Genomic DNA, 23,056 nt, shown 5'->3' with positions numbered 1-23,056 from the left:
GTGGCGCCGACGGCGTTGACGAACGGGTGGACCATGGTCGCGTGCCGGCGCATCGACACCTTGACGCCGGCATCGGCCATCTTCCGCGCGTAGGCCTCGCCCTCGTCGCGCAGTGGGTCGAATCCGGCCGTGGCCACGTGCGCGGGTGGGAGCCCCGAGAAGTCCTCGGCCAGCAACGGTGAGGCGCGGGGGTCGAGGCGGTCGTCGTCCGAGCGGAGGTAGGTGCTCTCGTAGAAGTCCATGTTCTTCGCGGTGAGGAAGAACCCCTCGCCGAACATCTCGTACGACCTCGTCCGCGCGGACATGTCGGTGGCGGGGACGAACAGCAGCTGGAAGTCGGGCGTGCGTTCCCCGGCGTCGCGGGTGAGGTGGCACACGACCGTCGCGAGGTTCGCGCCGGCGCTGTCCCCGCCCACCGCGATCCGCTCGGGATCCACGCCGAGCGCGGCGGCGTTGTCCCGGACGTAGCGGAACGAGGCCACCGCGTCGTCGACGGCCGTGGGGAAGAGGAACTCGGGGGCGAGCCGGTAGTCCACGCTGAGGACCTTGAGTCCGCCCATCCGCGCGAGGTAGCGGCACGTCGCGTCGTGGGAGTCGACGCTCCCCAGTACCCAGCCGCCACCGTGGAAGTAGACGAGCATCGGGAGGGCCTCGGAGCCGTGGGAGGGGGAGTAGAGGCGGGCGGGAAGGTCCGCGCGCGCCGGATCGTCACCGCCGAGCGGGAGGACGAGGTCGGAGACGACGGCGAGGTCGATCCGGTCGCCCGAGACGGTGAACGCGGACTTCTCGACCGTCTTGCGCGCCTTCTCGATGGTCATGTCCTCGTACTCCCCGTCGGAAAGCAGGGACATCGCCTTGACCCCGGCCTGGAAGTGCGGATCGAGCAGCTGCCCGTCGATCGCCTCGGGGGCGCCCGCGACCAGCTGGATCACCGGGCCGGGGAGCGCCCCGGCCGACGTCATGACGATCTTGGAGAGCCGGTCCTGCAGCGACGGTCGGTAGGTCCGATGTCCGGACATGGGTGAGCGCATTGCCACATTGTGCAGGGCATCGGCAGGATGATCGAGGAGAACCGACGAAGGGACAGGTCATGGACGCAGCAACGAACGACGTCGTCCGGGTGGAGGGGCTGGTCAAGACATTCGGACGGGCCAGGGCCCTCGACGGTCTGGATCTGGAGGTCCGCCGCGGCGAGGTCCACGGGTTCCTCGGGCCGAACGGCTCGGGCAAGTCCACGACCATCAGGATCCTGCTCGGGCTCATGCGGGCGGACTCGGGGCGGGTCCGGCTGTTCGGCCGGGACCCGTGGCGGGATGCGGTCGATCTGCATTCCCGCCTGGCCTACGTCCCCGGGGAGGTGACGCTGTGGCCGCGCCTGACCGGGGGGCAGTGCATCGACATCCTCGGTCGGGCACTGGGAGGACTCGACGCGGCACGCCGGGACGAGCTGATCGGGCGGTTCCGACTGGATCCCACCAAGCGCACCCGGGACTACTCCAAGGGCAACCGGCAGAAGGTCGCGCTCATCGCGGCGCTGGCGTCCGACGCCGAGTTGCTCGTCCTGGACGAACCCACGTCGGGTCTCGACCCGCTCATGGAGCAGGAGTTCCAGGAGTGCATACGCGAGGCGGTCGACGGCGGCTCCACCGTGCTCCTGTCCAGCCACATCATGGGGGAGGTCGAGGAACTGGCGGACCGGGTGAGCATCATTCGCGAGGGGCGGACCGTGAGCTCCGGGACCCTGAGCGACCTGCGGCGCCACACCACGACCGAGGTCCACGCGGTGACCGAGCGGGCCCCCGCCGTCCCGGCGACGGTGAACGGCATCGAGGGGTTGCGGGTCGCGGTCGACGGCGCCGGGCGGTACGACGTCCGTTGTCACGTCTCCGCCGACCGCCTGGGCGAGGTGACGGGCATCCTCCACGAGGCGGGGATCCACACGTTCACCGCCACGCCGCCCAGCCTCGACGACCTGTTCCGCAACGCCTTCTCGGCCGTGGGCCCCGGCGCCGGGCAGGCCACCGCGGCGGGCGATGCGGTGGGCGATGCGGCGGGCCCGCGGTGAAGTCACCCCTGGCCGGGACCGGACTGGTGATCTGGACCGCACTGCGTACCGGCTGGCGCTCCGCGACCGCCTGGATCCTCGGCCTGGTCCTGATGTACTTGGTCACCGGGTTCTCGATCGCCGCCCTCTACGACACCCCGGAGAAGCTCGCCACGTACGCCGCGTCGCTGGGCGACTCCATGATCATGCTCGACGGCAGGGTGGCGGGGATCGACACCCTGGGCGGGGTCATGATGAACGAGTTCGCGTTCATCGTGGGCTTCGCCATTCCGATCATGGCCATCGCCCTGACGGCCCGGTCCACCCGCCGGGAGGAGGAGACCGGCAGGCTTGAACTCCTGCTGTCCGCCCGGATCGGTCGGCTCGCCCCGGTCACGGCGGCCCTCGTCGTCGTCGCCGGGATCTTCGTCCTCCTCGGTGCGGGGATCTGGGCGGCGACCCTCACCATCCCGGTCGACCGGACCGGGGCCGCGTACTACGCCGCCTCGCTCGTCGCCACCGGCTGGGTGTACGCGGCCGCCACGGCCGTTCTCGCGCAGATCCTGGCCCACAATCGCACCGTGTGGGCGACCGGGCTGGCGCTGACCGGCCTCACGTTGGTGACCCGCGGCATCGGCGACACCGAGGAGAACTGGATCAGCTGGACCTCGCCGCTGGGCTGGCACGGCCTGGTGCGACCGTTCGGCGACCCCACCGTCGTCCCGCTCCTCGTCGCCGTGGCGGCGGCGGGTGCGCTGGCCGCGGTCGCGCTGTGGCTCTCCGGGCGTCGGGACGTGGGGGCGGGGATGATGCCGGCGCGCACGGGACCCGCGACCGCGTCGAGGTGGCGGGGCTCCGGGGTCGGAGTGGCGGTCCACCAGCACCTCGGTTCCCTCGTGGGCTGGACGATCGGAGTCGTGGCGCTCATGTCGATGTACGGCGCCCTGATGGACGTGGTGGTCGAGGCGATCGTCTCGAACCCCGCGCTCGCGGGGTTCCTTCTCGAGTCCCCGGCGCTCGTCGACGCGCTCGTGCAGATGCTCGTGGTGTTCGTGGGGATCCTCGGGGCGGGGTTCGTGCTGCAGACCCTCGCCGGGCTGCGCGGGGAGGAGACCTCCGGGCGGCTCGAGCTCGAGCTCTCGACCGGGCGGTCCAGGTGGTCGTGGCTGGCCCTGCACACCGCAGTAGTGGCGGTGGGGGCCGTGGTGGTGGTTGCCGCCGGCTCCACCGCGTTCGCGCTGACCACCGCCATCGCGCTCGACGACCCCGGATCGGTGGGCAGGATCGTCGCGGCCGGCGCCTGGCAGATTCCCGCGGTGCTCGTGTTTGCGGGACTGTCGGTGGCGCTCTTCGGCGTGGTCCCCCGGATGCAGGTCCTGGCCTGGGCGCTGTTCGTCGCGGCCGCCGTCGTCACGTTCATGGGTCCCACCCTCCGGCTCACCGAGGCGCAGATGCGCGTGTCCCCGTTCGGCGCGGTGGGCATGGCCCCCGTGGGTCCGGTGGACTCCACGGGCGTTGCGGTGCTGCTGGTGCTGACGGTGGTCCTCGTGGCCGCCGGGCTGGTCGGGTTCCGACGTCGCGACGTGCCGCGGACGTGATCGAGGACCTGGGACACTCACGGGGATCGGCCGAGGAACCATCGAGGGAGGACACGATGTCGCAGGATCTGCTCGAGAAGGCGCTCGCCACGATCGACGAGTGGCCGGTGGACAACGTGTCGGCGGCGGTGGTCGGCCCGGACGGGGTGATCGCCGCGAGGGGGGACGGTTCGCGGGTGTACCGGCTGGCCTCGGTGACCAAGCCGATCGTCGCGGTGGCGGCGCTTCTCGCCGTGGAGGAGGAGGCGATCTCACTCGATGACCCCGCGGGGCCCGAGGGGTCGACCGTGCGCCACCTGCTCGCCCACGCCTCGGGGCTCGACTTCTCCGACCGACGGAGAGTGCGGTGTGCGCCGGGGGAGAGGCGCATCTACTCCTCGGCCGGGTTCGAGGTCCTCGCGGACCACATCGCGGAGGCGACGGGAATCGAGTTCGCCGAGTACCTGGTCGAGGCGGTGTGCGAGCCGCTCGGGATGACGTCGACCGTGCTGGAGGGGTCGGCCGGCCACGGCGCCTCGGGCAGCCTCGCTGACCTCGCGGCCTTCGCCCGGGAACTGGTCTCCCCGCGTCTGCTCGCCCCCCAGACGCTCGAGGAGGCGGTGTCCGAGCAGTTCCCCGGTCTCGACGGCGTGGTCCCCGGCTTCGGGATGCAGAAGCCGTGCCCGTGGGGGCTGGGCTTCGAGATCCGGGAGGCCAAGTTCCCGCACTGGACGGGGCAGCACAACTCGCCGTCGACGTTCGGCCATTTCGGTCAGTCCGGCACGATGCTCTGGGTGGAACCGGAGATCGAGACGGCCCTGGTCGTGCTCACCGACCGCGACTTCGGAGACTGGGCCAAACCCCTGTGGCCCGCCCTGTCCGACCGGGTCGTCGACGCGGCCTGCGCGCGGACCCGGGACGAGGACGCGCTCGGCGGCTGAGTCGCCCGTCGGCGTCCGAGGAGATCACCCCGCCGCCGGATTCCCGGCCGGGACACAGGCGGACCGCGACACGCCGCGGGTGCTGCCGGCGTCGGGACCACCGTGCTGTAACTTTGCTGAGAGTCCAGGAGTCTCGCTGGTGTAATTCCACCACGTGAGGCACAGTGGTGATCAACAATCACATAAGCATCATCGTTCACACGAATTCATGAGGTCGTTGGGGAAGACGTCCCTCAGTGAGTCGGGAGTGAAGCGATGTCTGACCTAAATCATTTCGCGGATACGACGACCGGCGTGGTGTTCATCCACGCCGCGCCGACCGCGTTGTGCCCTCACGTCGAGTGGGCTCTGGCGAGCACCCTCGACGCGAACTCGGCCATGCGCTGGGAGGACCAGCCGGCCCAGCCCGGCGCCAGGAAGGCGATCGTCGACTGGATCGGTCCGGTCGGCACCGGCGCGCGCCTAGCCGACTCCCTGGCCAAGTGGTCCATGTTGGCCTTCGAGGTCACCGAGGACCCGAGCGAACTCGTCGACGGCGAACGCTTCTCCCACACCCCCGAGCTGGGGATGTGGCGCGGCCAGACCGGCGCCAACGGCGACGTGGTGATCGGCGAGAACCGGCTTCGGCTCCTCATGGCGGCAGGACCCGCCGCGTTCCATACGGCCGTCGAGGCCGAGCTCGGCACCGCCTGGGACCTGGCACTCGAACCGCTCCGAGGCCACCCGGCCGCCGCCGAGGTCACCTGGCTCTCCCGCGTCGGCTGACCCACCCCGCCCGACCCCGGCCCCGGCTCCACCAGAACGCCCGCACCCCCTTTTGGGGATGCGGGCGTTCTCGCGTGCGCGGACCGGTCAGGTCACAACGGGATGTTCTTGTGCTGCCCGCGGACGTGGGAGGCCTCGTTCAGGGCCTCGGCGAGTCGTCGCCGGGTCTCGGTGGGCTCGATGACCTCGTCGACGACCCCGATGGAGACCGCGCGACCCACCCCACCGGCGATGGCGGCGTGCTCGTCCGCCAGACGCTCGTGGAGGGCCTCGCGCTCGTCATCCGGCGCGGCGGCCAGGGCGCGCTTGTGGAGGACACCCACGGCGGCCTTGGCACCCATGACGGCCACCTCCGCGTCCGGCCACGCGAACACGGCGGAGGCGCCGAGCGCCCGGGAGTTCATCGCGATGTAGGCACCGCCGTAGATCTTGCGCGTGACCAGGGTGACCCGGGCGACCGACGCCTCGGCGAACGCGTGCAGCAGTTTCGCGCCGCGGCGTACGACGCCCTCCCACTCCTGGGAGACGCCCGGGAGGTAACCGGGGACGTCCACCAGGACGAGCAGCGGGACGCCGAAGGCGTTGCAGAGCCGGACGAACCGCGAGGCCTTCTCGGCGGACTCGGAGTTGAGGCACCCGCCCAGCCGGAGCGGGTTGTTGGCGATCACGCCGACCGTGCGGCCCGCGATCCGGCCGAAGCCCACCACGATGCTCGGGGCCCACTTAGCCTGCAGCTCCTCGAAGGTGGTGCTGCCGTCCAACTCGGACGAGTCGAGGATGCCGTGGACGAGCGGGCGCACGTCGTAGGCGCGCTTGGGGGACTCGGGGAGCAGGCCCGCGAGATCCGTGTGGTCTCCCTCGAGCGCACGCAGGTCGAACTCCCCCTGGGAGGACAGGAGGGTGACGAGCCGCCGGGCCCGGTGCAGGGCGTCCCGCTCGTCGCTGGCGGCGATGTGGCAGACGCCGGACTTGCGGTGGTGCACGTCCTGGCCGCCGAGGCCCTCCATGTCCACCTGCTCACCGGTGACGGAGCGGACCACGTCGGGTCCGGTGACGAAGATCTTGCCCGCCGGCGCCATGATCACGACGTCGGTGAGTGCGGGGCCGTAGGCGGCACCGCCGGCGGCGGGGCCGAGGACCACGGAGATCTGCGGGACGTGGCCCGACGCGCGGACCATGGCCTCGAAGACGGTGCCGACGGCGTGGAGCGCCTCGACGCCCTCGGCCAGGCGGGCGCCACCGGAGTGCCACACCCCGACGATCGGCAGGTGCTGATCGATCGCCACGTCGATCGCGTGGACGATGTGGCGGCACCCGTCCAAGCCCATGGCGCCACCCATGACGGTGGCGTCCGTGGCGTACGCGACGGTGGGCACGCCGTCGATCAGCCCGCGTGCGGCGAGTGCGCCCGAGGCGTCGGGTTCGGTGAGGAACTCCAGTGACGCGGGGTCGAAGAGATTCTCGAGCCGAACGACGGGGTCGCGCGGGTCGATCTGGGTGTTCTGGTCCATGGTGCTGGTGATGGTCATCGAGTGCAGTCCTTTCCATGGCGCACGTCCCGGATAGGGAGAGTGCGCCTCTGATGGACCCCCGGACTGGCTGGTGGGCGACAGGTCATCGGTCCGGGACCCCCGTCCCGGCCGGACCTTCCGCCCGTCACCCCGCTGGGTGCGGGGTGGTCATGCGTGTCATGCCCCGAGTGCGGGGGTGGGGACGCGGGCTCGACGTGGTGCACCGACCGCACCTTCGGCCCTGATCGCGTCCCCGCCCCGTGGCGACGGGACGAGTTGTCAGCTCTGGTCGATCTTCTGGATGTAGTCGACCGCATCCTGCACGGTACGCAACTTGGCGAGGTCCTCGTCCGGGATCTCCACCCCGTAGCGGTCTTCGGTCTGCACGGCGATCTCCACCATGGAGAGCGAATCGATGTCGAGATCGTCGACGAAGGACTTCTCCGGGGTCACCTCCGAGGGTTCGATTCCGGTGACCTCCTCGACGATCTCTGCAAGTCCAGCGATGATCTCGGCCTCGGTGCGTGCCATGTGGTGTCCTCTCGGGTGGTGTCGGCGTGCCCGGTCGGGCGCGTCGTCGGGGTCGCAGGAAGGTCGCCGGATCCGGCCGGCGACCGTGGGGTGGGCGGGGGTGGTCTAGGCGCCGCTGAGCGCGGGGACGGATTCGAGCGCGGCGTCGAGATCCTCGGGGGTCGTGACGCCGTGCCGCGGGACGTCGCGCATCATCCGCTTGGCCAGTCCGACCAGCGCGCCGGACGGCGGCAGCTCGACGAACGCATCCACGCCGCGCTTGACCATGGTCTGGGTGCACAGGTCCCAGCGGACGGGGTGGGTGATCTGCGAGACCACGCGGTCCACTGCGTCCCGCCCGGAGCCGACCACCATTCCGTCGGCGTTCGACACCAGGGTCAACCCGGGGTCGCGCACCTCGAGGGTGTTCGCGAGCGCCCGGACCTCGTCGACGGCCGGGGCCATGTGGCGGGTGTGGAACGCCCCGGCCACCTCGAGGCGGCGCAGGCGTGCCCTGCTCGGAGGGTTCTGCTCGAGTGCGTCACACGCCTCGAGCGGCCCGGCGGCCACGATCTGTCCCGCGCCGTTGCGGTTGGCGGGCTCGAGCCCGGCGTTCTCCAGCGCGAGCAGGACGTCGGCCTCGACCCCACCGAGGACGGCGATCATCCCCGTGGGACGGTCGGCGCACGCCCGCGACATGGCGGCCCCGCGGACGGAGGCCAGCCGGAGTGCATCCGATTCCGAGATGACGCCCGCGATCGCCAGCGCGGCCACCTCACCGATCGAGTGGCCGGCGATGATCGAGTCGGACGGCACCTCGCCCCGTCGGCGGAGCTCCGCCGCACCGAGGAGGGCGGAGGCCACCACCAGGGGTTGGGTGACCGCGGTGTCCGTGATCTCCTGCAGGGTCGCCGTGGTGCCGAGCCGCTCGAGGTCGAGTCCGCTCGCGGCGGACCACTCGTCGAGACGGTCGGAGGCGCCGGGTAGCTCGAGCCACGGCACGAGCATTCCGGCCTTCTGGGACCCTTGTCCAGGGGCGGTGAGACAAAGCACGAGTATCAGAGAACACGGGTTGGTCCGATTCGGATGATGTTCTCGTAACCAGAAACCGCGGCCGGATCTTGTGGGGTTCCCACAAAAGCCGAGTTGGCCGACCGTCCATCTGTCGCAAAGCGGAATTCGTTACACGGTGTGATCAGAGTGACCATCTAGCTCTCCTGAGGACTGCGTTCGGCGAGCTTGCCGAGCACGAGCGCTATTCGGAGGACAAACGCGTCCCTGGCGTCCAGGGGGTCGAAGTCGGTTATCTGGCTCGCCCGTTTGAGTCGGTACCGCACCGTATTGGGGTGGACGTACAACCCGCGCGCGCACGCCTCGACGTGGCCACCCGAATCGAGGTAGGCCCTCAGGGTCTCCTCGAGTGAGCTGTCGGCTCCGCGGAGCGGGGTGACGATCCGCTCGACGAGCATCTGCGCGGCCCCCCGGTCGCCGCCCAGGACACGCTCCGGGAGGAGGTCGATCGCCGCGACCGGGCGAGGGGCGCCCGGCCACCCGCTCGCCGCCGCCACCCCGGCGATGGCCTCCGCCGCGCTGTCGGGGGCCTCGGCCAGGGAGCTCACCGTGTGCCCGACGACCACCGGGGCATCGGGGGAGAACGCGTCGAGGACCGATTGCGGGACCGACGAGGCGGAGTCGAGCTCCCCGGAGAGGATGACGACGAGGCGGGCTCCCTGCACGACGGCGAGCGCCTGCCGGCCGGCCGAGACGGCGGCCCTGTGCACGGCCGGGACGGAGGCCAGCACGAGGTCCTCCCGCGGGCGTCCGACGATCACCGTCGCAGCCGTGGTCGGATCCCAGTTGAGGGCGGAGGCCCCGGAGGCGAGATCGGCGTGACGGTCCCCGCGGACGACCGCGTCGACCAACATCGCCTCCATCCGCGTGTCCCACGCGCCGCGGTTCTCGGCGGCGGCCGCGTAGACGGACGCGGCGGTGAAGCCGAGTTCCCGTCCGAACTTGAGGACCGCGTTGATCATGAGCCCGCGCTGGCGCTCGTTGTGGGTGATCTTCGGCATCACCAACTCGAAGTACTCACAGGTGGACCGGATGAGCTGCACGGTCTGCTGTAGGGACAGCCCCTGACCGAGTCCCTTGGGCAGCGGCTTGAACCCGGCGATCGTGTCGGAGTGCTGAGCCTCGGGGTTGCGCATCCAGGTGACGAAGTCCCGCACGGCGCTCTGGATGATCAACTGGATCTCGGCGCGCTGGTCTGCTGATAGTTCGGCGAAGAAGGGCAGCTCCAGCTCCAGTGCCCGGACGGCTTCGGTCGACAGGGTGCCCGAGTACCGGGTGATGCGCTTGAGGAGCGCATCGGAGACCGGCCGCTCATCCGGCGCGAGCCGGGGCGCGGCCCGCTTCCGCGGCGGCGGCGCGGCCGTCCCGGCCTGGGGCTCGGGCTGCGTCGTCTCGGTCACGCCACTCCGGGGTCCGTGGTGGGCTCGGGCGCGGCCATGACGTCGTCGATCCGGTAGAGGCGGGCGGCCTCGATCAGCGTGCGCTTCTCCATACTGCCCTCGCGGACCAGGCCGGCCAGGACCGCGACGATGATCGACTCGGCATCGGTGTTGAAGTAGCGACGGGCGGCGGGGCGGGTGTCGGAGAATCCGAATCCATCCGTGCCCAGGACCGTGAAATCACCGGGGACCCAGCCGCGGATCTGCTCGGGGATCGCCTTCTGGAAGTCGCTCACGGCCACCTTCGGCCCCTCGCTGGTCTGCAGCGCGGCGGTGACGAACGGGATGCGCGCCTGCTGGTCCGGGTGGCGGAGGGCATGGCGCTCGCACTCGAAGCCGTCGCGGGCCAGTTCGTTCCACGACGTCGCCGACCAGAGGTCTGCCGCGACGTCCCACTTCTCCGCGAGGACCCGCTGGGCCTCCACGGCCGCGTACATCGCCACGCCGGAGGCGAGGATCGACGCCCTGCGCGACCCCTGCCCCGCTGCGCGGAACAGGTAGAGGCCGCGCAGGAGGGCCTCGGCGTCCAGATTCTCCGGCTCGGCGGGCTGCGGCACGGGCTCGTTGTACAGGGTGATGTAGTACGAGACGTTCCGGTCGATGCCGTCGGTCTCCGTCTCGTGGGCGGACCCGGGCCCGTACATCCGCTCGATGCCCGCACGCATGATGTGGACCAACTCGAAGCCCCAGGCCGGGTCGTACGAGACGACGCCCGGGTTGGTGGCGGCGAGCAGTGGCGAATGGCCGTCCATGTGCTGCAGCCCCTCACCGGTGAGGGTGGTACGCCCGGCGGTCGCACCGAGCAGGAAGCCGCGGGCGAGCTGGTCGGTGGCGGCCCAGATGCCGTCGCCGGTGCGCTGGAAACCGAACATCGAGTAGAAGATGTACAGCGGGATCATGGGTTGACCATGGGTCGCGTACGCGGTCCCGGCGGCGGTGAACTCCGCCACCGAGCCGGCCTCGCTGATCCCCTCGTGCATGATCTGGCCGTCCTTGGCCTCGTTGTAGCTCAGCATGAGGTCGTGGTCGACCGAGGTGTAGTTCTGCCCGTGCGGGTTGTAGATCTTCAGCGTCGGGAACCACGAGTCCATGCCGAAGGTGCGGGCTTCGTCCGGGATGATCGGGACGAAACGGTTGCGCAGGGACTCGTCCCTCATGAGCTCCTTGATGGTCCTCACCAGGGCCATCGTGGTGGCCACCGACTGCTTCCCCGAGCCCTTGCGGAGCGAGGCCAGAGAGTCGATTCCCGGCACGGAGAGCGGGGTGAAGGTCTGGCGTCGTTCGGGGACGTGTCCGCCGAGCGCGGACCTGCGCTCGAGCAGGTAGCGGATCTCCGGCGAGTTCGGCCCCGGGTTGTAGTAGGGCGGCAGCGTGGGGTCCGCCTCCAGCTCCTCGTCGGTGATGGGGATGAGCTGGTTGTCGCGGAACAGCTTGAGGTCGTCGAGCGTGAGCTTCTTCATCTGGTGCGTCGCGTTGCGCCCCTCGAAGTTCTGGCCCAGACCGAATCCCTTGATGGTGTGGGCGAGGATGACCGTCGGTTGCCCGGTGTGCTCGAGGGCGGCCTTGTACGCGGCATGGATCTTGCGGTAGTCGTGACCGCCCCGGCGCAACGCCCAGATCTCGTCGTCCGACATGTCCTCGACCAGCTTCGCCGTCCGTGGGTCGCGGCCGAAGAAGTGCTCGCGGATCCAGGCGCCGTCGTTGGCGCGGAAGGTCTGGTAGTCCCCGTCGGAGACGGAGTTCATCAGTGAGACGAGCGCGCCGTCGGTGTCCCTCTCGAAGAGGGCGTCCCACTCGCGACCCCAGACCACCTTGATGACGTTCCAGCCGGCACCGTTGAAGTAGGACTCCAGCTCCTGGATGATCTGCCCGTTGCCCCGGACCGGACCGTCGAGGCGTTGCAGGTTGCAGTTGATGACAAAGGTGAGGTTGTCGAGTGCGTCGTTGGCGGCCACCTGGAGGGCGCCGCGCGATTCCACCTCGTCCATCTCGCCGTCCCCGAGGAATGCCCACACATGCTGCTGCGAGGTGTCCTTGATCCCGCGGTGGTGCAGGTAGCGGTTGAACCGCGCCTGGTAGATGGCGTTGAGCGGACCGAGGCCCATCGAGACGGTGGGGAACTCCCAGAACTCGGGGAGCGATCGGGGATGGGGGTAGGAGGGCAGGGAGCGGCCCGGGTGGCTCTTCTCCTGCCGGAATCCGTCGAGGTCGTGCTCGCGGAGGCGACCCTCGAGGTAGGCGCGGGCGTACATCCCGGGGGAGGCGTGGCCCTGGAAGAAGACGTGGTCACCGCCGCCGGGATGATCCTTGCCGCGGAAGAAGTGGTTGTATCCGACCTCGTAGAGCGGAGCCGCCCCCGCATAGGTGGAGATGTGGCCGCCCACACCGATGCCCGGTCGCTGTGCACGGTGCACCATGATGGCCGCGTTCCAGCGGATCCACCGACGGTAGGTGCGCTCGACCGACTCCTCTCCCGGGAAATCGGACTCGAGACTGGTGGGGATCGTGTTGACGTAGTCCGTCGAGGTGAGCGCGGGCAGGGGGACACGCTGCTTCGAGGCGCGTTCGAGCAGCCGGAGCATGAGGTACCGCGCGCGCTCGGGGCCCGCCTCGGCGAGCATGCCGTCGAGCGAGTCCATCCACTCCTGGGTCTCCTCGGGATCCGAATCCGCGAGGTAGGAGGCGACCCCCTCCCGGAGGACGGGCACGTTGGTGGGCGCTGAACCATCCCTGGGTCCTACGGTCTCGGTCATACGTCTCGTCCTCGCTTCTGCGATGCGTGCGGCGGCCACCCGGTGGGGTGCGCGCACATGTCGGGGTGCAGGGTCCGGCCGACCTGACGCGCCGCGGGTGTGGGGCGGATCGCCGGGTGGCAGAGCGTGGGCCGGTGGCCGACACACGTCCGTCCCCGATTGTGCCCCACACGGTGACGTGCGACACGAGGCGAGGTGCCGACCGGCCAAATGGGCGGTACTCGTTTCCCCTGGGGAGGCACGCGGGTAGTGTTCCTGGTCAGCGAAGGACCGAGAAGAACAACCCGGATACGAGGGAGGAACACCACGGTGGTCGCCGCGGCGAACCAGCAGGGCGGAGCGGAGCAGGTAGCTGTTCAGCTCGAACTGACGAAGGACATGCTCGTTCAGGAGGTCGGATGGGATTCCGACTGTGACGAGGCGATCAGTGAGGCCGTCGAGGACGCCGTCGGATCGGAGTTGCTCGAGGAGGACACCGACGAGGTCGTCGACGCCGTCCTGCTCTGGTGGCGCGACGGTGATGGTGACCTCGTGGACCGGCTCATGGACGTCGTGACCCCGCTCGCGGAGGAGGGCTCCGTGTGGGTTCTCACCCCCAAGACGGGGATCGACGGTCATGTCGAACCCTCGGTGATCGCCGAGTCGGCGCAGACGGCCGGGATGCTCCAGACCCGGACCGTGGCCCTCGGGGACTGGGCGGGCAGCCGACTCGCCCTGCGTAAGAACAGCATCCCGCGGAAGTGACGGGGCCCCGGGAGGCGGAGGCGTCCCGTGCCGAGACGGCCTCCCCGATGGGTTAATCTGACCGACACCGGCGCGCTCGTCGCGCCGGTGTTCGCGCGCGCGTAGCTCAGCGGTTAGAGCTCTGGTCTTACACACCAGCGGTCGGGGGTTCGATTCCCTCCGCGCGCACCCATGGGCATCCGGTGCACCCACTCGTCGGGGACGCGGCCGGGTGAGGAGATCGCGGTCGCGGGGACCTCGATCTCGTGGTGTGGGACCAGCCCCTAGCCGCGCAGGCGATCCGCGCGCTTGAAGGCGCGGCGGTGCTCGGCGTCGTCGCGGTCCCCGTAGCGGGCGCGCATCGCGCGGGCGCGGGCGTCGACCTCGACGTCGGCGGGGGAGGCGGGGTTCCCCGCCGGGACGTCGTGGCGGCTGTCCGGGGCGGGGCTGCCGTCGGGGGTTCCGGAGGCGCGGGGTTCGTCCCGCTCGGCGTCGCGGCGCCGGGCCCGGATCTCGGCCCAGGCGAAATACCCGAGGGCGAGGGGCGCGAGGATTCCGAACGCCAGCCACTGCAGTCCGTAGGAGAGGTAGGGGCCGCTCTCGATCCCCGGGATCGGGGCGGGGGTCAGCGATCCGGGCTGTCCGCCGACCAGCTGGAGGTACCCCTGCGGAACGAGGTCGTGCCCGAGGGTGCCGCCGATGACCACCGGGTCCACCACGCGGACCGCCGGGAAGCCGTCCACCACCACCGGCTCGGCCTGCCCGGCCTCGGTCGCGCGGACCCGGGCGGTGATCCCCACCTCGCCACCCGGTGCCGCGGGGAAGGCGGGGACGGTGTTGTTCTCGCCGACCGGGACGACCCCGCGGTTGACCAGGATGTCGCCGCCCTCGTCGGGATCGAACACGGTGAGGACCTGGTAGACGGGCTCGCCGTCCACCGAGCGGAGCCGGAGGAGGGCCTCGGCGTCGGGCTGCCAGCGCCCCTCCAGGGTCACCAGTCGCCACTCGCGATCCACGTACCCGCCGGGGTCGTCGACCACCTGGGCGAGGGGGGCGGGGTCGGCCTGGACGGATTCGGCGAGGCGCGCGTTCCGGGCGTCCAGGTCGTCGCTCTTGCCGAGCTGCCACGGGGCCAGCAGCGCGAAGCAGGCCCAGGCGAACAGGATCACGCCGAGCAGGCCGATCACCCATCCGGGACTGATGAAACGCCGGAGAGTCCGCATTGCTCCAGGGTATCGCCCGGGGAGTGGCGGCCACCCCATCAGGGCGCGGGACGGCCGCACGACCGGTGGGCCGGCGTTGTTGGCGGATCCCGCCGGGCACCGTCGGCGGCGGGTGCACGATGGTGGTCGACCTCGTCCGCGCGTGGCGGGGCGGGCGGGAAGGACGACGATGAGCTCAGGAAGGCCCACGCTGGCCGACGTGATCGACCTCCTGGAGCGCGCGTACCCACCGCGGTTGGCGGAGTCGTGGGACCGCGTCGGGCTGGTCGCGGGTGACCCCGCAGCGGTGATCGGGACGGTCGTGGTGGCCGTCGACGCGACCGACGCGGTGGTCGACCACGCGCTCGGCGCCGGTGCGGACCTGCTGCTCGTGCACCATCCGCCGTTGCTGAAGGCGGTTCACTCGGTCGCTGCGGACACCCCCAAGGGGCGGATGCTCCACCGGCTCATCGAGGGCGGTTGCGCGCTGTACTCCGCCCACACCAACGCGGACGCCGCCCGTCCCGGGGTCAACGACGCCCTCGCCGAGACGCTCGGCCTGACGCCGGGCCCACCGCTGTCGCCGACCGGTGACGGCACCGTGGACCGGTGGGTGGTGACGGTGCCCCACGACGACGTCGAGGATCTGCTGCACGCCGTGTTCGCCGCCGGGGCCGGCCGGATGAGCGGGTACACCGAGTGTTCGTTCTCCGTTCCGGGAACCGGACGGTTCCGGCCCGGTGACGGAACGGATCCCGCCCTCGGCACGGTCGGTGAGCCCGAGAGCGTCTCCGAGACGAGGGTGGAGTTCGTGGCGCCGCCGGAACTCAGGTCGGCGGTCCGCCGCGCGGTCACGGCCGCGCACCCGTATGAGGTACCCGCCATGGACGTCCTGGTCAACCACGCCGGCCCCGGCCCGGGGCCGGAGGACACCGGCCTCGGCCGGATCTGCGAACTCGAGCACCCCATGACGTTGGCCGAGTTCACCGAGCTGGTGGGCTCCCGGCTCCCCGAGACCCTCTGGGGTGTCCGCGCGGCCGGTGACCCCCAGGCCGAGATCCGGCGGGTCGCGCTGTGCGGGGGCTCCGGCGACTCGCTGCTGGGCGCCGCGCGGGCGGCGGGCGCCGACGTCTACCTCACCGGTGACCTGCGTCACCACGTGGTGGACGAGCACCTCCGCGGGGGCGGCCCGATGCTGGTGGACGCCGCGCACTGGGCTCTCGAGTTCCCGTGGTGCGCTCAGGCCGCGGCGCTTCTCGAGGAGCAGGCCGGGGTGACGGCGACCGTGTGCGCGCTGCGAACCGACCCGTGGACGGCGGCGTCGGGGGGAGGGGTCCGCGGGCGGTAGTCTTGGCCCTCATGAAGGCCGATCCCCACGACCAGCGTCGACTCGTCGACATCGCCGAACTCGACCTGCGCCTGGGCGGTCTGGCGCACCGTCGGACCGCGCTCCCGGAGCAGGCCGCGCTGGACGGGCTCGAGGCGGAGCGCCGCGCGGCCGTGGAGTCCGCGGCGCGGGCCCGCATCCACGTGGAGGACCTGGATCGTGCGATCGCCAAGTTGCGATCGGACCTCGACGCCGTCCGGCGGCGCCGCGAGAGCGATTCCGGTCTGGTGGCCGCCGGCGGGTTGTCCGAGCGCCAGGCCACCGAGCTCGAGTACGAGCTCGGCTCGCTCGCCCGCCGCGAGGAGTCCCTCACGGCCGAGCTCGCCGAGCTGACCGAGCGCCACGAGGCCGTCGAGGCGGACGTGCGCCACTCCGGCGCCGTCATCACCGATCTCGATGCCCGGCTGGGCATGGCGGTCACGGTCCGGGACACCGCCCTCGCCGAGCTCGAGGACGCCGTCACCGCGACGACCGCGGAGCGTGCGCGGGAGGCGGAGGGCCTCCCGGCCGAGCTCCTCGCGCTCTACGCCCGTAGCGCCGAGGAGGCCGGGGTGGGAGCGGCGATCCTCAACGGTGGGCGCTGCTCGGCCTGCGCCATGGACCTCAGCCGGAGCGCCGTGTCCACCTTCCGGTCCGCGCCCACGGACGACGTCCTGACCTGCCCGGAGTGCGGCGTGATCGTCGTCCGCACGGACAACTCGTGAGCGGTGGGCCCGGCTGGACCGGCGCCACCGGCCGGCCCACCCGGATCGTCCTGGCCCGGCACGGCCAGACCCCTCTGTCCGTGGACCGGCGCTACTCGGGTCAGGGTGACCCCGAGCTCACCGACCTGGGAGTGTTCCAGGCCGAGCGGACCGCCGGGCGACTGGCGTCGATCCCGCATCTGGCCGCGGTCGTCTCGTCGCCGCTGGGCAGATGCCTCGGCACGGCCGAACGTGCCGCCGAGGCCGCGGGGGTGCCCCTCGTGGTGGAGGACGACCTCATCGAGACCGATTTCGGGCGGTGGGAGGGGCTGACCTTCCGGGAGGCCGCCGAGCAGGACCCGGAGTTGCACGCCCGTTGGCTGGGGGACGTGTCCGTCCCGCCGCCGGGGGGAGAGAGCTTCGCGGCGGTCCGCGCCCGCGTCGAGCGGGGGCTCAGGAGGATCGTCGAGGACCGCCCGGGCGGTGTGGTGGCCGTGGTCAGCCACGTCACGCCCATCAAACTCGTGATCCAGGCGGGACTGGGCGTCGGCGACGAGCTGCTCTTCCGCCTGCACCTGGACCTGGCGTCGGTGTCGGACGTCCGTTTCTACCCGGACGGCCCGACCTCGGTGCACCTGGTCAACGACACCTCGCATCTCGACTAGACTCTGCGATCGAACGAGTCGGCCGGACGGCCGCGGACGGGGGAACCGACGCCGTGAGGCGAGCAGGCCCCGGCCCGAGGAAAGTCCGGACTCCACAGAGCAGGGCGGTTGCTAACGGCAACCCGGGGTGACCCGCGGGATCAGTGCCACAGAGAACAGACCGCCGCGCTCTCGAGCGCGGTAAGGGTGAAACGGTGCGGTAAGAGCGCACCAGCGCCCCGGGTGACCGGGGCGGCTCGGTAAACCCCGCCCGGAGCAAGGTCGAAGGCCGCACCCGCGAGGGTGCGGCTGCGCGGATGTGGTGCAGCGATGCACCGTGAAGGGCTGCTCGCCCGAGTCCGCGGGTGGACCGCTCGAGGCACCCGGTGACGGTGTGTCCAGATGGATGGTCGTCGCCCTCCCTTCGCGGAGGGCACAGGATCCGGCTTACAGGCCGACTCGTTCGCAACGCTCCCGCGGTCCCTCCCCGTCCGGCATGGTGGACCACGCACCCCAGCGGCGAGGAGGCCGGAATGATCCTGCACGCGGACGCCATCGACTTCGGCGCGCTCCGGGCGGAGTTCGGGCTCCCGGGGGAGTTCCCGGAGGACGTGCTGCGCCAGGCGGAGACGGCGTCGGACCGCGAGGCGGGCTCCCGGGTCGACCTGACCGCCATCCCGTTCGTGAGCATCGACCCTCCCGGCGCGCGCGACCTCGATCAGGCGGTCCACATCGAGGCGACCGACCGGGGACACCGGGTCCGCTACGCGATCGCCGACGTGGGCGCCGTGATCGAGCCGGGGTCGGCGCTCGAGACCGAGTCGCTGCGGCGCGGACAGACCCTCTACCTCCCGGACGGCTCGGTTCCCCTGCACCCGCGGTCCCTGTCCGAGGGGTCGGGCAGCCTCCTTCCCGGCGAGACGCGACCCGCGGTGGTGTGGTCCGTCGAGGTGGACCCCGAGGGGGAGACGGTGGCCGTCGAGGTGGGGCGGGCCCTGGTGCGCAACACCGCCAGGCTCGACTACGCGGGCGTGCAGGCCGACGCCGACACGGGTCGACTCCACCCGTCCATCGCGGCGCTACCACTGGTCGGTGACCGGCTCCGCCTCCGGGGGGTCAGGTCGGGCGCCATCTCGCTCCGGTTGCCGGCGCAGGAGGTGGTCGGGTCGGAGTGGGGCTGGACGCTGGCCATCGAGCCGCGCGTCGCGGCCGACGAGTGGAACGCGCAGATGTCCCTGCTCGTGGGGCGCGCCGCGGCGCAGCTCATGGTCGCCGGCGGGCACGGTCTGGTGCGGACCCTGCCCGGGGCCCCCGACGGGGTGGTCGCCGGGTTGCGACGCACGGCCGAGGCGCTCGGCCTGGCGTGGTCGTCGTCGGAGGGGCTGGGCACCATGCTCGACCGTGTCGACCCCAACACCCCGGCGGGGATGGCGATGATGCGCGAGGCCACCACCGCGCTCCGGGGGGCCGCGTACACCGTCGTCGGCCCGGGGAGCGCGGCGGACGACCTGGGGCACGCGGGGATCGGCGGTGTGTATGCGCACGTGACCGCCCCGCTGCGCCGGGTGGTCGACCGCTACGGCACCGAGATCTGCCTGGCCCTCCACGCCGGTCGTCCCGTCCCGGACTGGGCCACGTCGAGGCTGAGGGAGCTGGCCGGCGTGATGGCGGCGTCCGACCAACTCGCCGGCAGGGTCGACCGCGCGTGCGTGGACCTCGCGGAGGCTCTGGCCCTGGAGGGGCTGCTGGGCCAGGAGCGTCCGGTGGTGGTGTTGCGGGCACCCGCCGGGGACCGGGCGGGCGAGGCCTGGTGCGCCGATCCGCCCGTGACGGGAGAGGTGACCGGGCCAGCGGAGGCGGGGACGCGCGTCGCCGCGGTGGTTGCGGAGGTCGACGTCTCCGGTCGACGCGTCCGCTTCGACGTCCCACGACCCGGCGCAGCCCCGGTCCACCGCGAGTAGCGCCCGGAATCGGGCCGGTCAGCCGGGCCGGGTGCCGAACAGTTGCCGTGCGACGGTGACCCAGGACCGGAGTTCCAGCGCGAGGTCGGTGGAGTCGGGTTCCTGGCACCACCGGTAGGTGAGACCGGTGGTGGCGTCGACCGCCGCCTGTGCCGCACGCGCGGCGTCGAGGTCCGGGCGGACGGATCCGTCACGCTGGCCGTCGGCGAGGGCGCGTTCCACGGCGTCGCGGGCGGTGGCGATCCACGTGTGGAAGATGTCGCCGATCTCCGATCGGGTGCCCGCCACCTGGAAGGCGACGGTGAAGATCGCGCGCAGGAAGTCGGGATCGTCGCGCCACATGTCCTCGAGGGCGAGCATCGTGTTGGCGGCCCTGTCGAGCCCGGGGACGCCCACGGCGGTGGTCGGCGCGAGCAGCGGGCGCTGAAAGCTGCGTTCGAACAGTGCCCGGAACAGTCCCTCCTTGGAGCCGAATCGGTGGTGGACCATCTTCCTGTCGAAGCCGGCGTGCGCGGCGATGAGCGCCGGGCTGGCTCCCGCGTACCCGCGTTCGGCCACGACCTTGACGGCGGCGTCGAGCAGCGCCTCGGTGGAGGCCTGGACTCGCTCCTCCTGCGTGGGCCTGGCGGACATGGCTGCGATCATTCCAGAAGCACTCATTCCCACCACTGGGAATAAGTGTAAGCGTCCTCGCCATGACCCGAGAAGTGGCCCCGGAGCACGAGGTGGTGGTGATCGGCGCCGGATTCGGCGGGATCGCGGCCGCCGCGAAGCTGCGCGAGTCCGGATTCCGCGACGTGGTGGTCTTCGAGGAGGCAGACGAGCTCGGCGGGACGTGGCGCGAGAACACCTATCCCGGCTGCGCCTGCGACGTCCCCTCCGCGCTCTACTCCTATTCGTTCGCGCCCAACCCGGACTGGACCCGGATGTACGCGGGCAATGCGGAGATCCACGACTACCTGCGTCGGACCGCCGACGATCTGGGCGTCACCGGTCTGATCCGCTTCGGCACGAAGGTCGAGTCGGCGCACTGGGACGACCTCGACCTCACGTGGCGGCTCGAGACCTCCGCCGGTGCGGTCACGGCGCGGTGGGTGGTGGCGGCCTGCGGACCGCTGCATCGGCCGTCGATGCCGGACATCGCGGGCATCGACACCTTCGAGGGCACGCTCTTCCACAGCGCTCGGTGGAACCACGAGCACGACCTGCGGGGACGCCGTGTCGCGGTGCTGGGGACGGGGGCCTCGGCCATCCAGTTCGTCCCGGAGATCCAGCCCCTCGTCGACTCGCTGACCATCTTCCAGCGCACCGCGCAGTGGGTGCTGCCGAAGCCGGACAGGCACGTCGGGGACCGCGAACGGGCGCTGTACCGGCGTCTGCCCGGAGCGCAGCGGGTGATGCGGCGGCTGACGCATCTGGTGTTCGAAGCGGGGACGTACGGGGTTCGGCATCCGCTCGTGTTGCGGCCCCTCGAGTGGGTCTCCACCGCCCACATGCGCCGCCACATCACGGATCCGGCCCTGCGGCGTCGGGTGACGGTCTCCACCGCGATGGGGTGCAAGCGGATCCTGCTGTCGAACCGCTGGTACGAGACGCTGGCCCGCCCCAACGTCCGGGTTGTCGACGGAGACGTCCGCCAGATCCGGCCGCACTCGATCGTCGACGGCGAGGGAGTCGAGTACGAGGTGGACACGCTCATCCTCGCCACCGGGTACCACGCCGCGTCACCACCCGTCGCCGAGCTGTTCCACGACGGGCGGGGTCGCTCGATGAGCGCGTACTTCGCCGAGGGCGGCGCGCAGGCCTACCTCGGCACCACCGTCGCGGGATTCCCGAACCTGTTCCTGCTGACCGGTCCCAACTCGTTCGTCTACTCCTCGATCGTCGACGTCATCGAGGCCCAGGTGGATCGCCTCGTCACGCTACTGCGCTACGCGCGCCACCACACGCTGGGATCGGTCACCGTCCGCCCGGAGATCCAGCGGCTCTTCAACGACGAGCTGCAGGACGCGATCGCGCACACCGTGTGGGCGAGCGGGTGCTCCAGCTGGTTCATGGACGACTCGGGCAGGAACACCACCATGTGGCCGTGGTCCACCGGTGAGATGCGGCGCCGCCTGGGTGACGTCGATCCGACGGACTTCGAACTGCGCCCGCTGAACCTCATGAAGGACGGTGTCCGTCGATGAGCGACGACCGCACTCCACTGCTCTGCATCCACGGCATCGGCGACACCGCCAGCGCGTGGCGCACGGTCGCCGGGCCGCTGGCCGGACGGCGTCGGCTCATCCTGCCGACGCTTCCCGGGCACCACGGTGGCCCGCCGCTCGATGCGCGCCGCCCCGTTCGCATGGCCCAGCTCGCCGATCATCTCGAGCGCGTCCTGGACGACGCCGGAATCGACACCGCGCACGTCGTCGGCAACTCCCTCGGCGGCTGGTTGGCCCTCGAACTCCTGGCCCGGGGGCGGGCCCGCTCGGTCACCGCGCTGTGCCCGGCCGGCGGGTGGGAGCGCGGCTCCCGGTTCGAGGCGAGGCTCTCGATGCGACTGAGGGTCAGCCAACGCGCGGCCAAGTACGCCGCGCCCGCCATGGTCGGACTGCTCCGCAGCGCGGCTCTCCGACGGGTGTTGATGGCGGATGTCTCGGCGGACGGGGCCGGGATCGATCCGCGGGTCGCGTCGTCGTTCCTGCGCGGGCTCGCCGGGTGTGACGGCTTCGTCCCCATCCTCGACGCCGTGATCGCCGAACGCCTCCCCGCGATCGCCGCGGACTGCGCGACCCCGGTCGTGGTGGCCTGGGGGGACCGCGACAGGCTCCTGCCGCCCGAGAGCAACGAGGGTGGCCTCCTGGCCGCCGTCCCGCACGCGCGGCTGACGCGGCTGCCGGGGGCCGGGCACGTACCCATGCACGACGACCCGGATGCCGTCGTGGCGACGATCCTCACCCTGACCAGCGCCGTGGATCGTGGCGCGACCTCCGCCGCGGACGCGGCGGACGACCAAGGAGAATGCTGATGCTGCGGGACCGAACCGACCTGGCGGGCCGACGTGCGCTCCTCACGGGAGCCGGCGGGGGACTGGGGCGGACGATCGCCGTCGCCCTCGCGGAGCAGGGGGTGGACCTCGTCCTCACCGACCGTCCCGGCACCGATCTCAGCGGACTGTCCCGGGACCTGGGTTCACGTGGCGTCCGGGTCGCCACACTCGACGCCGACCTGACCGATCGCGCAGCCGCGTCGGACCTCGTCCGCCGTGCCGAGGAGGCGCTCGGGCCGCTCGACATCCTCATCAACAACGCCGGCATCGAGTTCGTCGCCCCGTGGCACGACCGCACCCCGGAGAACCTCGCCTTCGAGGTCGATCTCAACCTCGTCGCTCCGATGCTGCTCACCCACGCCGTCCTGCCGGGGATGGTCGAACGGGGACGCGGCCACGTCCTGACCATCTCCTCCATCGGCGGCATGATGGCCATCCCCTACCTGATCGGCTACGCGGCCTCGAAGCACGGGATCGCCGCCTTCAACCGCGCCCTGGCCGCCGAGGTGGGCGACAAGGGGATCGCGATCACCACGGTCTTCCCCGGGTTGATCCGCGACGCCGGAATGGGGGCCAACTACACCGGGGCGCTGACCCCCGGTGTCCTGGAGCGCGTCGCCACCAGGACCCCCGCAGCCGTCGGCCGAGCGGTGGTCCGGGGTCTGCGGACCGGGCGGAACGAGGTGGTGGTCAGCGCCACCCCCACCCGGCCGATCGCCGTGCTCACCCGATCCGGCCGTCCGCCTCCATCCGGTTGATGCAGCGCATCCTCCGGTGGGGTGCGCCCAGGGTCGATGCCCATCTCGCC

General features: G+C 71.4%; 19 protein-coding genes, 1 tRNA gene, 1 other RNA gene and 1 pseudogene. 14 read left to right on the top strand and 8 right to left on the bottom strand.

What is annotated here, in order from left to right; translation table 11 throughout:
- A partial coding sequence (locus tag Q0444_RS14225; RefSeq protein WP_299023582.1) for an alpha/beta hydrolase occupies nt 1–1,031 on the bottom strand: 1,031 nt, incomplete at its 3' end.
- Nucleotides 1,032–1,090: 59 nt separating this feature from the next.
- On the opposite strand from Q0444_RS14225, the gene Q0444_RS14220 reads away from it, so the two are divergent.
- From Q0444_RS14220 to Q0444_RS14205, 4 genes are all read left to right on the top strand, one after another.
- Complete coding sequence (locus Q0444_RS14220; RefSeq protein WP_291081081.1) at nt 1,091–2,065, top strand: ABC transporter ATP-binding protein; 975 nt, start codon at nt 1,091–1,093, stop codon at nt 2,063–2,065.
- Nucleotides 2,062–3,642, top strand: coding sequence for an ABC transporter permease (locus tag Q0444_RS14215; RefSeq protein ID WP_299023579.1), 1,581 nt, complete (start codon nt 2,062–2,064; stop codon nt 3,640–3,642). Before Q0444_RS14220 ends, Q0444_RS14215 begins: the two co-directional genes overlap by 4 nt.
- 56 nt (nt 3,643–3,698) lie before the next feature.
- Nucleotides 3,699–4,562, top strand: a complete 864-nt coding sequence (locus Q0444_RS14210) for a serine hydrolase (RefSeq protein WP_291081085.1) — start codon at nt 3,699–3,701, stop codon at nt 4,560–4,562.
- Between the two features lie 255 nt (nt 4,563–4,817).
- Complete coding sequence (locus tag Q0444_RS14205; protein ID WP_291081087.1) at nt 4,818–5,327, top strand: DUF3145 domain-containing protein; 510 nt, start codon at nt 4,818–4,820, stop codon at nt 5,325–5,327.
- Nucleotides 5,328–5,419: 92 nt separating this feature from the next.
- On the opposite strand, the gene Q0444_RS14200 is transcribed toward Q0444_RS14205, so the two are convergent.
- The 5 genes from Q0444_RS14200 to aceE all read right to left on the bottom strand — a co-directional run bounded on the left by Q0444_RS14200 (nt 5,420) and on the right by aceE (nt 12,611).
- Nucleotides 5,420–6,856, bottom strand: coding sequence for an acyl-CoA carboxylase subunit beta (locus Q0444_RS14200; protein ID WP_291081089.1), 1,437 nt, complete (start codon nt 6,854–6,856; stop codon nt 5,420–5,422).
- 261 nt (nt 6,857–7,117) lie between these two features.
- A complete protein-coding gene (acpM, locus tag Q0444_RS14195) occupies nt 7,118–7,369 on the bottom strand; it encodes a meromycolate extension acyl carrier protein AcpM (protein ID WP_007629089.1) in 252 nt (83 codons plus the stop codon).
- A 105-nt stretch (nt 7,370–7,474) separates the two neighbouring features.
- The gene (locus Q0444_RS14190) at nt 7,475–8,401 is read right to left on the bottom strand and encodes an ACP S-malonyltransferase (RefSeq protein ID WP_291081095.1); all 927 of its coding nucleotides are present in this window, start codon (nt 8,399–8,401) and stop codon (nt 7,475–7,477) included.
- A 155-nt stretch (nt 8,402–8,556) separates the two neighbouring features.
- A complete protein-coding gene (locus Q0444_RS14185) occupies nt 8,557–9,819 on the bottom strand; it encodes a CdaR family transcriptional regulator (protein ID WP_299023567.1) in 1,263 nt (420 codons plus the stop codon).
- Nucleotides 9,816–12,611 (bottom strand): pyruvate dehydrogenase (acetyl-transferring), homodimeric type, encoded by a 2,796-nt coding sequence (gene aceE / locus Q0444_RS14180; protein WP_299023565.1) that lies wholly within the window; start codon nt 12,609–12,611, stop codon nt 9,816–9,818. Before aceE ends, Q0444_RS14185 begins: the two co-directional genes overlap by 4 nt.
- Before the next feature lie 309 nt (nt 12,612–12,920).
- Here aceE and Q0444_RS14175 point away from each other — a divergent pair, with 309 nt between their 5' ends.
- Both Q0444_RS14175 and Q0444_RS14170 read left to right on the top strand, forming a co-directional pair.
- Nucleotides 12,921–13,355, top strand: a complete 435-nt coding sequence (locus tag Q0444_RS14175; protein ID WP_291081521.1) for a DUF3052 domain-containing protein — start codon at nt 12,921–12,923, stop codon at nt 13,353–13,355.
- Nucleotides 13,356–13,450: 95 nt separating this feature from the next.
- Nucleotides 13,451–13,523: transfer RNA gene (locus Q0444_RS14170), tRNA-Val, on the top strand.
- 95 nt (nt 13,524–13,618) lie between these two features.
- Here Q0444_RS14170 and Q0444_RS14165 read toward each other — a convergent pair.
- Complete coding sequence (locus tag Q0444_RS14165) at nt 13,619–14,557, bottom strand: SURF1 family protein (RefSeq protein ID WP_291081523.1); 939 nt, start codon at nt 14,555–14,557, stop codon at nt 13,619–13,621.
- A 169-nt stretch (nt 14,558–14,726) separates the two neighbouring features.
- Here Q0444_RS14165 and Q0444_RS14160 point away from each other — a divergent pair, with 169 nt between their 5' ends.
- The 5 genes and pseudogenes from Q0444_RS14160 (at nt 14,727) to Q0444_RS14140 (ending at nt 19,211) form a co-directional block, all read left to right on the top strand.
- Entirely contained in the window at nt 14,727–15,884 is a 1,158-nt protein-coding gene (locus Q0444_RS14160; protein WP_291081525.1) for a Nif3-like dinuclear metal center hexameric protein, read from the top strand.
- An 11-nt stretch (nt 15,885–15,895) separates the two neighbouring features.
- Nucleotides 15,896–16,627: a zinc ribbon domain-containing protein gene (locus Q0444_RS14155; RefSeq protein ID WP_291081527.1), complete on the top strand. Its 732-nt coding sequence runs from the start codon at nt 15,896–15,898 to the stop codon at nt 16,625–16,627.
- Nucleotides 16,628–16,635: 8 nt separating this feature from the next.
- A pseudogene (locus Q0444_RS14150) lies at nt 16,636–17,271 on the top strand (histidine phosphatase family protein); the annotation flags it as partial.
- 14 nt (nt 17,272–17,285) lie between these two features.
- Nucleotides 17,286–17,716, top strand: an RNA gene (gene rnpB, locus Q0444_RS14145) — RNase P RNA component class A.
- 67 nt (nt 17,717–17,783) lie between these two features.
- On the top strand, nt 17,784–19,211 hold the full coding sequence (locus Q0444_RS14140) for a ribonuclease catalytic domain-containing protein (RefSeq protein WP_291081531.1): 1,428 nt from the start codon (nt 17,784–17,786) through the stop codon (nt 19,209–19,211).
- An 18-nt stretch (nt 19,212–19,229) separates the two neighbouring features.
- Here Q0444_RS14140 and Q0444_RS14135 read toward each other — a convergent pair whose 3' ends face one another.
- Entirely contained in the window at nt 19,230–19,844 is a 615-nt protein-coding gene (locus Q0444_RS14135) for a TetR/AcrR family transcriptional regulator (protein WP_291081532.1), read from the bottom strand.
- Nucleotides 19,845–19,906: 62 nt separating this feature from the next.
- Between Q0444_RS14135 and Q0444_RS14130 the strand changes: the two genes are divergently transcribed.
- The 3 genes from Q0444_RS14130 to Q0444_RS14120 are packed head-to-tail and all read left to right on the top strand — an operon-like array spanning nt 19,907 to nt 23,006.
- The gene (locus tag Q0444_RS14130; RefSeq protein ID WP_291081533.1) at nt 19,907–21,400 is read left to right on the top strand and encodes an NAD(P)/FAD-dependent oxidoreductase; all 1,494 of its coding nucleotides are present in this window, start codon (nt 19,907–19,909) and stop codon (nt 21,398–21,400) included.
- Nucleotides 21,397–22,227, top strand: coding sequence for an alpha/beta fold hydrolase (locus Q0444_RS14125; RefSeq protein ID WP_299023556.1), 831 nt, complete (start codon nt 21,397–21,399; stop codon nt 22,225–22,227). Before Q0444_RS14130 ends, Q0444_RS14125 begins: the two co-directional genes overlap by 4 nt.
- Nucleotides 22,227–23,006, top strand: coding sequence for an SDR family oxidoreductase (locus Q0444_RS14120; RefSeq protein WP_299023554.1), 780 nt, complete (start codon nt 22,227–22,229; stop codon nt 23,004–23,006). Before Q0444_RS14125 ends, Q0444_RS14120 begins: the two co-directional genes overlap by 1 nt.
- Nucleotides 23,007–23,056 lie beyond the last annotated feature (50 nt).

The organism is uncultured Dietzia sp. (assembly GCF_937873725.1).
Classification (GTDB): Bacteria; Actinomycetota; Actinomycetes; order Mycobacteriales; family Mycobacteriaceae; genus Dietzia.
This window is presented reverse-complemented; position numbering and strand designations above follow the sequence as displayed.